Origin of the sequence: Acinetobacter sp. YH12218 (genome assembly GCF_013417925.1) — a bacterium.
In the GTDB taxonomy this organism is placed as follows: domain Bacteria; phylum Pseudomonadota; class Gammaproteobacteria; order Pseudomonadales; family Moraxellaceae; genus Acinetobacter; species Acinetobacter amyesii.
This window is the reverse complement of sequence record NZ_VPDB01000075.1, coordinates 1-13,703: the sequence shown is the minus strand read 5'-3', so window position 1 is coordinate 13,703 and position 13,703 is coordinate 1. Positions and strand designations below refer to the sequence as shown.

Genomic DNA, 13,703 nt, shown 5'->3' with positions numbered 1-13,703 from the left:
ACGCCACTTAAATAAGTTAAGGCGCTAAAGCGATAAAAGCTACATGATGGCCAGTACTGAGCACTGGCGATCTAAGTCAATGCTGCAGTTCTCATCATCATTGGAATAAGTGGACAAATTCCTGACACGGAATACTATAACTGAGGTCACTTAAATGGGATGCATAAGTTATGTAAGTTACGCCACTTAAATAAGTTGAGGTGCTAAAGCGATAAAAGTGGCACTGTTGGAAATATAGATTTAAGTCGATGATTTTTCCTTTAAAAAAAGTACTTAAAGACGGCTTTGTTGCACAAAGCTGTTTGTAAGGTCTGATTCAGCAATATAATTTCCGAATGAAGAAGCCAGCAACTAAAATCTACCGTACAACGAATTGGTCCGCATATAAACTCAGTGCGAGAAACTTTCAGAGCCAAGTGAATGAGATTCATGCTCGTGTGACAGTATTAAATAAATTTACGGATTTAGGCAGACCTCACACCCAAGTTGTCACTTAAGTTTGAGAAGCTTAGGGGAGTTCTACTTTTAAAATCTTTGTGCAACAAAGCCACAGTAAATGTCAACAGACCCTAATTAGTCATAATAATATTTTCATAAATTTGTCATGTAAATTGAATATTTAAAGCGTATTTTTCGACCATCCTAAGATGAGGCGATGCAATGCTTTGGCATAAGAAAAAATTTAATAAAAAATCAATAAGTTTGGCATGCTGTAGTTTGGGCACAGTTATTTTGACGGGCTGCCAAAGTCCTGCTTTAGTTCAATCATCTTCTGCTTCAGTACAACCACTAAAACAGCCCCACCGTGTGGTTTTTTTCTTGGGAGATGGAATGGGTATCACGACACTGACAGCTGCACGAATTTATGCTGTTGGTGAAGATGGCCAACTGCCGATAGATCAACTGCCAGAGTCAGCATTTGTTCGTACTTTCTCAGAAGATGCACAGGTTACAGATAGCGCACCATCGATGGGTGCCTATATGACAGGTGTAAAAATGAAAAATGAAGTGATATCCATGCAGACTGGAACAATTGCAGTAGAACCAAATCAGGCCGGAAATCATCAATGTGGAACCAATCCTCAGAACCAGAATAAGCAAGACACTCAAACTTTACTTGAATTGGCCAAAGCACGAGGTTGGGGTACAGGGGTAGTCACAACAACTCGCATTACGCATGCTACACCAGCATCGACTTATGCCCATATTTGTCATCGTGATGCTGAAAATGACATAGCATCCCAATTAGTACCAAGTTCGCAAGGTGATACCTATCAGCGTTATAACGTCAAATTAAAAGATGGGGTTGATGTGATTCTAGGCGGGGGTAAGCGTCAATTTCTGCCGAAAGATCAAGGGGGAGAACGGATAGACCAACGGAATTTGATCGCAGAAATGCAACAAGCAGGCTATCGAGTGGTCTATGATCAAACTCAACTCTCCCAGATGAAGTTAGGAAAGAATGAAAAATTATTGGGTTTGTTTAATACTAGCCATTTAAATTATGACTTAGATCGAACCAAAAAAAACTTGCCTGAACCTAGCTTAAAGCAAATGACGTTGGCCGCTTTGGACATTCTAACCCAAAATAAAAATGGTTTTTTCCTGATGGTTGAAGGGGGACGTATAGACCATGCTTTACATGACACCAATGCTAAGCGTGCATTACAGGATACAATTGCCCTAAACGAGGCTTTGGATGCAACCATTAAAAAACTTCGACAAAGTGACCCTGAATTAAAAAATACCTTGATTGTGATAACTGCAGATCATGATCACACTCTAATTTTAAATGGCTATGCCAAGCGTACTGGAAAATATGTACAAGGTCAGGAAACCAGTGTACTAGGTTTGGTTAAAAACTATGATCGTGCGGGTTTTGCCAAAGATATTCATGGACAACCTTATCCGATTATTGGTTTTGGTACGGGCAAAAAGCGTCCGACACAAAATCGGATGGATGACCTAGTAATCAATTTGAAAGACAGTGATATCTGTCATCCAGTACAGGGTCCACAACCTAAACAAGGTGAGAAATATAGTTTTACTTATCCTTTGAGTGAAACTGGTTGGTGTACGGGAGCTGCTGCGGATGATTTCCAGCAAGAAGCCGTGATTCAGACAGGTTTTAAAGATAAAGAAACACATGGCGGGGCTGATGTTTTCTTGGAAGCCATAGGGCAGGGAGCAGAGCAATTCTCGGGCAGCTTAGAGAATGTTAAAGTGAACCATCTGATTCGCAAGATCACAGGCTTATAAGTAGAGGGATATCCAATGAATAGTACATTAAAATAACACTAAATATAAAAAAAATGAAAGAATAATTTACTAAGTTATTGTTTTTAAGTTGATCCTTGTTTTATATGGGGGTGATAATAACTTCTGATTACTAGTTTTTACCTTAAATATACCGATTGAAAGATTCATTTAAAGGCTATAAATACATGAGTTTTACAGTTTGGCTAGGTCAGCATGAGTACTTTTCACAAGATTTAAGATCGACCATGAACGTGATTAAGTTATAGGGGATTGATGAAATAGTTTTTATGAATTTCTGGCTTTCTGGGCTGATTTTATCAAATTCATGTCTATGCAAAATTGCGACATATTTCTCGTGCTGGTAGTTATCCAGAGTTTGGTCTGCATCTATCCATAGTGCAGACCTTTTTTTGGTGACAGTTTTTTCTTAGTGATTTTCGATCTGGATGTAGTGATTTCACGTTTGCAGAATATATCTTGGCGGTGATCCATCTAATATTCGTGATTATAAAGAGAGCTAATTCACAGGTTCTACAGATTATGTAGCGACTAACTATATCAAAGTCTATTTGCAGTTGATGGTTGGCGCTTAGTTTATATTTACGCTTAGGTTTCAGTTAAAAAATCAATATTCTGTTGAATCCGTGATTGAATCATCTGTAGGGTAGATTCTCGAATTTGATGGGGATACAGGCGCTGCGCAATTTGACTAAATTGAAGTGCAATTTCACGCATGGTCAAGATGATCTCATCGACTTCTAGAGTAGTCAGATTAGCTTCTGAAGTACCGAGTTTATGTATGTCACTTCGGGAAATATTGAGCGCTTCTCCCATAATGTCCATTTGATGATAACCACCTGGACCCTCGCAGAAGGTCACATCATAGGCTGGAGCCAATTTCCATTGACCATTTTTCTCCATGAGAAATGAAAAGTTCTTAGTATGGTCATCCCGATTATTGAAAAGCACATTAAACACAGCACGTTTAAAAGCATGCAATCTTTCTCGTACATCTTGCGTACACATCAAGGTTGCCCGGAGAAAATTGCGATAGTCTAGGCTACCTGGAACTTTATAGTCTGCTCCTGTATATGCAGCCAAACTCTGCATTGGAATCCGCATACCATTTTGACGATCGAATCGTTTAGAAGCAAAAGCCGTTAAACCATTGGGCAAATTAAAGAAATGGGTATCTGGAGTCTCAATTGCACAAAGTCGCAAACATTCTGCATAGACGGCTTCAATGGCGCAGACTTCAGGATGCTCTTGCTGAGCAGGAAACTTAATCAGCCAGGCTTCATGTTGATCAGAATCTTGAGTCGAAAACTCTAAATTGACAGGATCTCGGTAAACCAACGCTTTTGGTCTGGCACCTTGAGGGGAGCCACCCATGACCAATAAATGCTGTAGAAATTCACCACCTTCACCTTTGAGTACTTCTTGAACTTCCTGGGCCAGTTGTTGTAAAGGGATATTTTCTGAGGTTTGCATGTCAGCAACACAAGGTTCAAAGGAGAGGGCACCCATTGCGTGACTACTAATATAGGTCAGACGCTCCAAAGGTCCAATTCGTGCTGAATTTAAGCCAATTTTTTTGAAATATCGATCCATCAACATCATGCCCCAACCATCTGGTAAAGCGTCATAGACTGGACCTGGGAGTCCCATTTGATGAGTAGGAAAACCTTGTCTGAATGGTAGACCTTTTAAAGGCAGCAAGTAAGAAGAGAGCTCAACACCTTGCTGTATTGCTTCTGGACTATATTCAAAAGCAATGGTGGGTCTACCTGTCGTGGCTGTTGAACTAATCAGCGTTCCCCATAACCATGATTCGTCCCAACCGTTGTAATAAACATTAAGTCTATTGAGCATTATCCCTTCCTCTTAATACGGTGGCGCTTACTTTGACTCTCATAGCGAAGAATGTCATTCACACTGTTAAGCTGAGGTTTAAATAGTTCCTGAAGTTCGTTTAATCGACCCAAGACCATTGCAATACGGACTAAATTTTCAACAGATACATTTCGTCCCGCTTCAAGATTCGAAACTGTATTCACGCCGACACCAGCGCGTGCTGCTACCTCAGCTTGAGACATCTCCAGAAAGAGTCGTTGCTTACGTAAACGCTCACCTAAAAGAGTCACAACTTCTTCTGGTTTAGTGAAATATAAATCCATTAAATTGGGTCTTAAGAATGAATAATTTAATTAAATCACAAAATAATGGAATTAATCTATAGCTATAGTGTGGCTAAGGAGGGCTTTGTTGCACAGCACATCAGAAGGGTAGGTATAGTCCTTGGGTATCGGTTACAGAAAATCATCAGGATGTACTTTGACTGATTGTTGATACGGAGATTTCAGTATTTTCATTTTTCCTAATAGGTCACATTACTTAGAAAGGGTTCTTCGAAAATTAGTTCATACTTTAAAAATCCTATAAATATTGAGGATATTTTCTTAATGCTTTCAATATAGCATGCGGCTATATGTAACTCGAACGGGCTTAATCTGCCTTTCAGTATAAATTTTTTGGGCGTGAGAGGGGAGAGGTGTGAGGGCAAGCAATTTATATCGTGGATACTTCTAAATTACTTATGTAATAGAAGGTGGTAAACATGGATTTAGAGGTAATAACACTAAATATAAAAAAATTGGAAGAATAATTTATTAAATTATTGTTTTTATGTGGTTATTGGTGATGTTATGAATAATAATAACTTTTTCTTGATGAATTTTACCTAAAAAAATTGATCAGATAATTTTCTTTAAATGTCATGCATACATAAATTTGACAGTTTGAAGGGATCGGTATGTGCATTTTTCACAAGGTTAAAGATCGACCATAAATGTGATAAACGGCAGAGGATCATTGAAAAATGAATGGATTTAAACACTACATGTATGCACGAAAAAAAGTATCGCTGCGGTTCTGCTGACAGGCTGTATTGAGCATTGAATGCAAATGATGTAGTAATTGTCTACATGCCATAAGATCAGCATGATGAAGAATGAAATGTAGTTGCCAATTTCTACCTTGGTTGAAAAGCATAGCGTTGTTATTCGGAGAAGTGAGGTGAGCCATCCTTCTCTTATTCACTTAAAATGATTCTTACTCAACTGATCTCGACTCATGGGCTGGTTTCAATTAGACGGATAATAACTTCCATCCCCTATTTTTTTTTACCACATCTTGCATTTAATCCCTTCTTTGGGGATTTGATTCAGCATCACTGTTGTCGGTTGACTCAAATCAATGACATAGTTCGTTGGTTCAGGAAAAGCAGAAGAGGCTGCTTTATTGAAAAAGAGAACATTCTGATCAAATGTATTGGATTACACAAAAGCGATGATACAGCTACTAAGCAATTCACCTGCATGTAATCTGTAATATCCATTCCAGTCATCAGACGAAGATTAATCTGAAATTTAAGCACTAAACGCCATAAATCTATGTGTGGGCAGACTTTTTTGAGACATATGTTGATAAACATGCGGCAAGTTATATTGCTTAAAAGTCTATCTAAGTTAACGATCTATTCAATTCTAGATAAGTAATTTGAATATTACGATCCTAAATTACCCGAAGAGTATTAAGATTTCTAAGAATCGTGTTTGTTGGTTTATTTGGGAAATTAATCAGTGGATTGAAGCAAAGATGATGGCTAATTAAGGATTGTAGGCTCTGACTACTTAAATTTTAGGTATTTTGAATAAAGCATATTTCAAAAATCTGAATTAATGGATTTAAATTACCATAAAAACCTTCAATATTTGCTTGAATCCATTGTTGTTGAGAGTCAATGCGAGACCAATCAATACCATAACCACAATGAGCAATCAGATGCTCAAAGAAAATCCGTTGTGTACGTCCATTACCTTCACGGAATGGGTGTATGACATTAAGCTCACAATACAAGTCGGCAAGTTGAGGGATTAGTTTTTGTGGTGCTAAGCCTTGAAAGTATTTTTTTTCTTGAAGTGGCCTAAGTAATTTATTGGTTTCAATTTCAATACGGGAAAAATTACAAAAACGGGTATCACCTTTGGAAATATCGATTTGTCTTAATTTTCCTGCCCAGTCGTATAAGTCGCCAAAAAGCTGTACATGAATTGATTTTAAGTATTTTAAGTCGTAGGGTGGTTCAGCATATTCAATGAGACTACTTGCTAATCCAGACAGTTCCAGTTCAGCTTGTTCTAAAATTTGTTCATCACGAATATTGAGTTTATTCTTTAGGATATTTGTGCCAGGGTAACAATACAGGCTGTCACCCATTTCCCCATATTTATCCATACATGCACCTGACTAAGATTCGGGTTGCGAATACTTCTTATATTTTTGCAAGATTTCAGCTTTACTTTGTTGAGTTGTTTGAGCTGTCGTTGTAATGCCTTCAAGCTTTAGGCTGGCTTGATAGTTTTGCGAACGTGTCGCTTGAATATATTTTCTTTTCTGTTCAGTGGTTCTGAGCATTTCGAAACTCCATTGATGCTACACGTGAAGTAAGTATAGCAGAGAATCTTTTTGATCAATGCTGCATACACAGCATTTCTAAAATGTAATACAACGGTATTGTTTCATGTAATAACAGAAAACTAAAAAAAAGTGGAAGAATTCTTAAAATTTAGACCGTCATAGATAAGCAAACCGTATGTATTTGTTGAGAATTGTAATTTTGAGAAAATTTAGTTGATAAATTAAATGAAGTTTCATATACAAAGATATGCTCATTTTTTAAATCGATAAAAATGTTAAGATTTGACTATTTGGTAAAAAATATAGAAATTTTTATGGGGCAATTTATCATGCCCTTTTGCTTTGACCGAAAAAATGTTCAACTTGAGATAGTAAAAATTAACTCAGAACTACTGAAAATCAAAAAGATTAAACAGAGTCAGAAAGTAGTAGTACAAGCAAAGTTCAAAATAATCTATGTGAAAATTTGGCAAAAAATCTTGCTATTGATGCAAACGGAGCCAGGCTTACGTGTGCATTCTAATTATGTTGCAATCTTACAGTTGATACATAATCTTGATGATTTTATCGAAAAATCACAACAACACTTGTGCTTTGAAAGAAAAGCTCAGAAAGAACTGGATGCTAAATTTTTTGCAAGATTTTTTAAGCTAACAAAGAATTCAATAAAGGATCAACTTTTACCAAATCGTTCTGATCACAATGAATTTAAACAATGCAACGTGATAAAAATATTAAGCGAAAATGAATATGCCAAACATTGAAACACAAGAGCAATTCTTAGATTTAGCAGAAAAATATCAACAAGATTATTGTCTATTACGTGATGATATTGTAAATACACAATTTGTCGATCTATCAGATGATTTGTATAAAGATGTCTACGCTCTATACAAATTAGCACAACAAATTTATAGCTATATATCAGGCTCCAGACAGATCGGTAAGTATTCTTTTTTAGCTGCTGTGAGTTTTTTTGCATGTCCAGATTCTAGTAATACACAAGAGCTGTCATCGCAACGTTATTTGATTCTACAAGCGAGTTTTTTAACATATCGGCAGTATCAAGAATTTGCAAAAATTGATAAAGCTGAGAATAAGCAAAAACATGTTTGTGACCTATTACGCTATGTCTCACGATATGTGCTGGATTCTAATCATGCTGAATTATTTCATGAATGTAGTAAGCTGCTAAATTGTTATGTCACGTACGAACGTAATTTGAAAAAAGAGGATCGTAATCAACTTTTTAATATTAAAGATTTCAAACAAGTACAAGTCATAGAGTATTTATCGGCTCTATTAATAATTTTTAAAAGACTAGATGATCGTCGTGTAGTTCATCGTCAGCGTAAGTCAAAAAAAAGCAAAGTTTTGCAATGGCCGACGAAAAATGAACTCAAAAAATTTCGTGAAATTAAAACGGGTAAGCAAGTAGATATTGGACATAACGCAAAGATTAGTATTTATGATGCCGCTCTTCACAAAGATGAAGAGGGTGAAGTTGATCTATTAGATCCTGAAATGGAGTTTTATTCAGAAGATGAAAAGTCTAAAAATTTAAATTATATACTCAGCGATAATGCGACGCATCTAATGCGGCATCGCCAGCGCCGTCATGCTCCTTTTGTTACAAATCCACATTATTTGGCGCCAGATATACTGAAGCAAATTGTTTATGTGTTGAGAACCGAGTTATCCGGGCACTGGAGGGATGCTGCAATCGCTGCAGCATGTTTATTGTCACTTTTGACGGGATTATCACCCGTCGCACTGATGGATTTTAACGAGCTTATTCAAGATGGAATTTTGATCCAGAATGGTTCAAGTAGACGTCGCGAATATTTACTCAAATTAAATCTTAAAATTACAGAGCAGAAGATTAAGAGCTTAAATCATGTGCGGTGGAATGAAGTGATGACACATCAACTACATTTACCTTCTGCTTGGTTTGACTATATAGAACAAGCATCGAATCCACTAATTTCATCAACACACATTAATACGAAACTTAAGAATTGGCTTGATAATCGGTTTGTAGGTTCGATCACTGTAGAAAAACTGCAGGCTCAATTATATTTTCATATATATTATGAAACATATAATGAATATCTTGCTCATGTAATTGCTGGGCGGGATAGTCAGCATCACATGCCTGGTATCTATTATGGCGGGCTACCGAAAACTCAACTCAGTAGCACATATCTAGCCTTTTTAGAAAAAGCACTTACACCACATTCCACACATTTTACTGAAGACACGGCTGAACTAAAAATATTGCAACAACAATTCAAAGTGCAATCTGCATTATCTATAGGAAGGATAGGGAGCCAACTGGCACTTGAACCCAATTTTGTGAAAGAGCAATTCCATATTTTACATAGACATTGTCACGAAAACATCCAAGAAGATAAGCACATTATTAATCAACTTAATGCATATGCGTGTTGGATGTGGCATATCAGTTTGTTGAGTTTGGCAAGTCGGCCTAAAAAAAACCTGTTGGGGAATTTGGATGATTATTGTGTTGAGCTCAAGCTTTTATATGTGAATGATAAAAAAAATAGTAAAGCAAGAAAAGATGGTCGTTTTATCCCTTTATCTGATTTTTTCATAAAAACACTGCAAAATTACACTGCCTTTTTAGAACAAATTATTGAAGCGTACGGTTCATTTTTTAGACAAGTCTTTGCAAAGAAGAAGATAACTGTAAATGATCTTTTTGGTAAGGTCATTTTTAGTAAAGATATCTTGCCGATAACTGTCAAAGAATGGCAGAGCAGGAAAATTAAGTTAATCCCTTTATCGAGAAAATGGGTGAATTCATATATGCAAGGAGTCTTTCCAAAGAATATGTATTCGAATTGGTTACGTCATTTTGACATGAACTTTTTGATGCATGAGCAGCAAGAGGGTAAACCAGCATTAGCTTTTCACTTAATTCAGGCCCTGTATGGTCATGACCAACGTGACCGAGAGGCTTTTCATCCGCATTCTTCACTTATCCCGAATGTCTATGTACAGCAAGCCCGCCAGCAATTGCAAGATAATGTCAAATCTTTATCGATTAAACACTTAGAGCGAAAATAGTTGTATGCAAAAAATCAAAGAACTAATAAAACCACAACTAGATGATCTATTTGTTGATATTCATAAAATGGTGAAAAAGTCGCTAGATAGACAGCCTTCTCCACCTGAAGTATTGACGAAAGAAATGCAGCAAAAACTTGATCAGCAGATCGCTGAAAAATGGCATGACATTAAAGATAGTGTTGATTGTTTGAGTCAAAAGTTGAGCCGAGACGAACAATCAAAACTGATGCAATTTACTGAAGATGAATTTAATAAAAGAAGGAAGCAATTCAACCAGAATGTAGATAAAAAATCATACAGAATTAAGCTAAATCCACATACTAAACGGATCGTACTGCCTAGAAAAATTGAGAGTACAGAGTCACGGTTAGAACAGGGGCATCTACATATCCATGTACTTAAGGAATTAAGGCAGTATTGGCAAGATTCATTTGAATATTGGAATGAACCAAAGTACTTATGGGGAAATTTATGCTTAAGTTTTATATATATTTCAGGCTGTGCAGATGAACAGCATTTGATTGCTATTCAGAAGCAATTGCAGGAGGCCATTGAGCTTGGTACAGATCTGAATTGTTTTCGGTTATACCATTCGGACTACAAAAAAATCACTAATCCATTGTTACTACATTATCGTGTTGAAAACTCTCAATATGGCAACGATGTAGAACAGGGAAAGTTGTACCAATGGAAACATGTTTTTTTTAACCCATATGCGCAGTTCATTTTGCAATATTTAAAAAAGTTGAAAGCTACTCAGAAAGAATTTTGTCTGCAACATTCAGTTGAAGATTGTATTTTAGAAAGCTTGAGTAAGATAGGCAGGAAAAAAAGTCTTGGGGATCTGCAATATCAAATTAAACGCCGTGGATTTCGTGCATTTAATGATGTGCAAATGGTACTCGAATTTAATCCAAACCTCAGCATAGATATATTTTTGAGTAATGTGCTTCAGCAAGAGATTAATACTGTTGCTTTAAGGCCATCCGAATTTAGATTGCTGTGGAATAATGATTACAATCAAGTCACAGAACCAGATAATCGCCCTATTCATTTTGAACAAGAGCAGTTACTTCCTGAAGTTCCGACTGTTCAAAGCAAATTACAAACGATTCCGTATGAGTTGATGTTGTTTGGTCAAAAGAAACGTAAAGGTCAAAAAGTTGAGCGTTTAGATAAAAAGAGGAATAAAGAAGAACGCACGCTACGTTTTTGGCAAGAAACTAGAAGGGTGTTAGAGGAGAAGATAGTTGATGCTAATACGGAGGAAAAGTCTTTAATTGATGCTCAACTACGCTTAATTCACTGGTTAATGCATTTAAAAAAACGAGGGCTTCAATTATCAACTATTGAAAGCTACTTAGGATCGTTTGGCAAAGAATTTATATTTGAGATTTGGCTCAATAAATTAGATTTAAAGCAACAATCCATAGATGACTATGAGGATTTATATCGGCAGCTATTGAAATACAGCAGTGAACGTGATGAAAAAGCAGTTCAACGAGATTCGGTGAAAGGAAAAACCTCTCGTAAGATGCACCAAAGCGCAGAATACCGTTTTGGTCGCCTAAAAGATTTTCATCAATTCTGTATAGAGAATTATGATGCTCCAGGGGTATTGGTGTTACAGAATTCAAGTTTTAAGCATTTACAAATTTGCAATGCACGGCTAGTGAGTCCTTTGCTATTTGGCAAATTATTGGAAAAACTAGAAAATTTAAGTCAAGAGCCAACGGCATCAGAGTGGGTCGATCATCTGAGTTGTTTAAAGCTGATGTATTTACTAAGTTATAGAACTGGACTTCGATTAAATGAAGTTCGTTGTCTTAAAATACAAGATATTATTTGCCCAGAGCTACTTTATAAAGAAAAAGAAAATACAGTTTTTAATAATATCACGCTTCATATCCAAGACAATTCATATCGCCGTCTGAAAACGCGAAGTGCGAATCGTCAAATACCATTGAAAATTGCATTGTCAGAACATGAGTTTTTAGTAGTACAACGTTACATACAACATCGTTATGAGCAATATTTGGTTAATCAGCAGGATGATCTACTTTTTAGTGTGAATCATCGTGTATTAACTGATCAATGTATCAGCAAAATTACAGTAGATTTGTTTAGTCAAATATTAGGTATGCATCATGGCTTTAGTTTTCATACATTACGCCACAGTGCTGCTAACTATCTAGCAATAACTTTGCTCGGTTCAAAAGAAATGATCAAGACCTACACAGATTGTCCTTGGGTAAAAGCAAAAAAGATGAGGGATTTATTGTTTGGTATGAAAGCACGTGCTCAAGAAGAGATTATTCAACATAAATGGCAGGTGCTCGCCTCTTGGATGGGGCATAGCAGTATTGAGCAAACGGCTTCAAATTACCTTCATGTTTTGGATTTATTAGCAGTCGATCGAATTTATAATTCGCCGTGTATCATTTCAAAAAAAGTATTAGAACAGTGTTTTAGTCCAGTGAAGTCAAGTACAGACTACATAAACCTAAATCGTTATACTCAGCAGCAGAAATGGTTTAATTCTTATCAGCAAACACAGCCAGTTACGATGGCTGGCCGACAAGAAAAGAAGTTTAGTATAGAGAAGAGTACTCTGACACCTTTTCAACGTTTGATAAGTTTTAGAGAAGGTCGATTAAGCGAAGATACCCAAGCTCAAGAATGGATGCAACGATGTCAATGGATGAGCACTAAATGGATGGATCGCCAAAAATTTAATTTAAAAACGAATTATGTTTATAGTAAGAATTTAGAAGAGAGTTGGTTTGATGAACTTTACGAAAAGGCTAAAAAACTGACTCGTCCAGATGAAATAATTCCTCTCCTTGATTTTCATTATAAAGATGATAGGCAGCAAGATGCACTGAAAGAAAAGAACATGGTTAAGGCGCTTAAAATATTATTATTATTTGGAAAACTGCGTAAGAATTTTCTACATTTTCAATGCCGAATGAAAGGTGATGAGCAACAAATTGTTAATTTTATTACTGGTATAGAGCCAATGTTAGGAGATCATCTGTATTTAGAAAAACAAAACTACCCAGTTAATTTGGATGCTCCTGAGCGAACCGTTAAATTTAGTTTTCAAAGAGTTGTCGGCTCTAACAAAAAAAATGTTACTCCGCTGGTTATATTTAATTTAATGTTAAAAATGATGCAAAAAGATGAACTCTGGATCAAATAGCCTAAGCATGTTAAAGGGGAATTGTTTAGAAATTTCCCTGTTTATAAGTAAACTGCCTTTATGAAAAGCACCATGCTGACTTGGATTAATAAGCGGAATGTAGTATCACAGTTTGATCGCTGGATTTACGAAAATGGTGTGAAGATTAGCGGTATGGTAAATCGATGAGCTAAAGTGTTGTAGTCCAAACTCGATCTGACAATTACCCATTTTTTAGTGTGCCCGTCAGGTTAAATTTGAACTGAATTTTTCTCAGCCCAAATTCATTTCCAATCAAGTTATGTTTCAAGTGGCGTGCGAACACTGCACAATTTAATTCACGGTGCCTAAGACAGGTATCAACTTCGGACCAGCCATTCTAGCTTTGCTAATGATTTCCACCAGCTCATCATAAGTCAGTTCAAACTTATCCTCACTATCAAATACATAGACCATATTCTTGCCTTCATGTTCAGGTGGAGTAGGTGGTACAAATCGTTTCGGGATAAGAATTTGTGCGAGTTGTTCGTCAGTTAATTTAAATAAGTGCATGTTTTTATCCTACTGTTCCTTAAAATGTATTCAAACATACTCAAGGACTAATTCGCACTCTGTTAATGTCTTGTTGCCAAGCGTGTAACTAGAGCCTGAGTCGGTCAGTTCCGACTTGTAGCGGTCAGTCCGTTCTTGC

The 13,703-nt window shown here is 36.4% G+C and carries 11 protein-coding genes and 2 pseudogenes; 7 read left to right on the top strand and 6 right to left on the bottom strand.

The annotated features are described in order from the left end of the window. Positions 1–386: 386 nt before the first annotated feature. Together FTV03_RS15125 and FTV03_RS15120 are read left to right on the top strand one after the other, a co-directional pair. A pseudogene (locus FTV03_RS15125) lies at positions 387–497 on the top strand (IS5/IS1182 family transposase); the annotation flags it as partial. Between the two features lie 163 nt (positions 498–660). Further along, on the top strand, positions 661–2,259 hold the full coding sequence (locus FTV03_RS15120; protein WP_000964377.1) for an alkaline phosphatase: 1,599 nt from the start codon (positions 661–663) through the stop codon (positions 2,257–2,259). 606 nt (positions 2,260–2,865) lie between these two features. Here FTV03_RS15120 and FTV03_RS15115 read toward each other — a convergent pair. The 3 genes and pseudogenes from FTV03_RS15115 to FTV03_RS18235 all read right to left on the bottom strand — a co-directional run. Further along, a complete protein-coding gene (locus tag FTV03_RS15115) occupies positions 2,866–4,131 on the bottom strand; it encodes a type II toxin-antitoxin system HipA family toxin (RefSeq protein ID WP_000934716.1) in 1,266 nt (421 codons plus the stop codon). Then, positions 4,131–4,436, bottom strand: coding sequence for a helix-turn-helix domain-containing protein (locus FTV03_RS15110; protein ID WP_000366814.1), 306 nt, complete (start codon positions 4,434–4,436; stop codon positions 4,131–4,133). Before FTV03_RS15110 ends, FTV03_RS15115 begins: the two co-directional genes overlap by 1 nt. Before the next feature lie 966 nt (positions 4,437–5,402). Next, positions 5,403–5,594, bottom strand: a pseudogene (locus tag FTV03_RS18235) (hypothetical protein); the annotation flags it as partial. A 223-nt stretch (positions 5,595–5,817) separates the two neighbouring features. Between FTV03_RS18235 and FTV03_RS18040 the strand changes: the two are divergent. Next, entirely contained in the window at positions 5,818–5,931 is a 114-nt protein-coding gene (locus tag FTV03_RS18040; protein WP_002046152.1) for an AlpA family phage regulatory protein, read from the top strand. A 27-nt stretch (positions 5,932–5,958) separates the two neighbouring features. On the opposite strand, the gene FTV03_RS15100 is transcribed toward FTV03_RS18040, so the two are convergent. Together FTV03_RS15100 and FTV03_RS15095 are read right to left on the bottom strand one after the other, a co-directional pair. Further along, positions 5,959–6,555: a putative adenosine monophosphate-protein transferase Fic gene (locus tag FTV03_RS15100; RefSeq protein ID WP_000362164.1), complete on the bottom strand. Its 597-nt coding sequence runs from the start codon at positions 6,553–6,555 to the stop codon at positions 5,959–5,961. A gap of 12 nt (positions 6,556–6,567) precedes the next feature. Beyond that, complete coding sequence (locus tag FTV03_RS15095; protein ID WP_000946583.1) at positions 6,568–6,735, bottom strand: YhfG family protein; 168 nt, start codon at positions 6,733–6,735, stop codon at positions 6,568–6,570. Positions 6,736–7,052: 317 nt separating this feature from the next. Here FTV03_RS15095 and FTV03_RS15090 point away from each other — a divergent pair, with 317 nt between their 5' ends. The 4 genes from FTV03_RS15090 to FTV03_RS18230 are packed head-to-tail and all read left to right on the top strand — an operon-like array spanning position 7,053 to position 13,201. Further along, the gene (locus tag FTV03_RS15090; protein WP_002046161.1) at positions 7,053–7,502 is read left to right on the top strand and encodes a hypothetical protein; all 450 of its coding nucleotides are present in this window, start codon (positions 7,053–7,055) and stop codon (positions 7,500–7,502) included. Continuing rightward, complete coding sequence (locus FTV03_RS15085) at positions 7,489–9,828, top strand: hypothetical protein (protein WP_002046159.1); 2,340 nt, start codon at positions 7,489–7,491, stop codon at positions 9,826–9,828. The genes FTV03_RS15090 and FTV03_RS15085 overlap by 14 nt, the downstream gene beginning before the upstream one ends. Before the next feature lie 4 nt (positions 9,829–9,832). Then, the gene (locus FTV03_RS15080; protein WP_002046149.1) at positions 9,833–13,033 is read left to right on the top strand and encodes a site-specific integrase; all 3,201 of its coding nucleotides are present in this window, start codon (positions 9,833–9,835) and stop codon (positions 13,031–13,033) included. Between the two features lie 60 nt (positions 13,034–13,093). Beyond that, positions 13,094–13,201 carry a hypothetical protein gene (locus FTV03_RS18230; RefSeq protein WP_372551473.1) on the top strand — a complete coding sequence of 36 codons (108 nt, stop codon included), beginning with the start codon at positions 13,094–13,096 and terminating at the stop codon, positions 13,199–13,201. A 144-nt stretch (positions 13,202–13,345) separates the two neighbouring features. Here FTV03_RS18230 and FTV03_RS15075 read toward each other — a convergent pair whose 3' ends face one another. Next, on the bottom strand, positions 13,346–13,564 hold the full coding sequence (locus FTV03_RS15075) for a hypothetical protein (RefSeq protein ID WP_000550047.1): 219 nt from the start codon (positions 13,562–13,564) through the stop codon (positions 13,346–13,348). Positions 13,565–13,703: the final 139 nt, after the last annotated feature.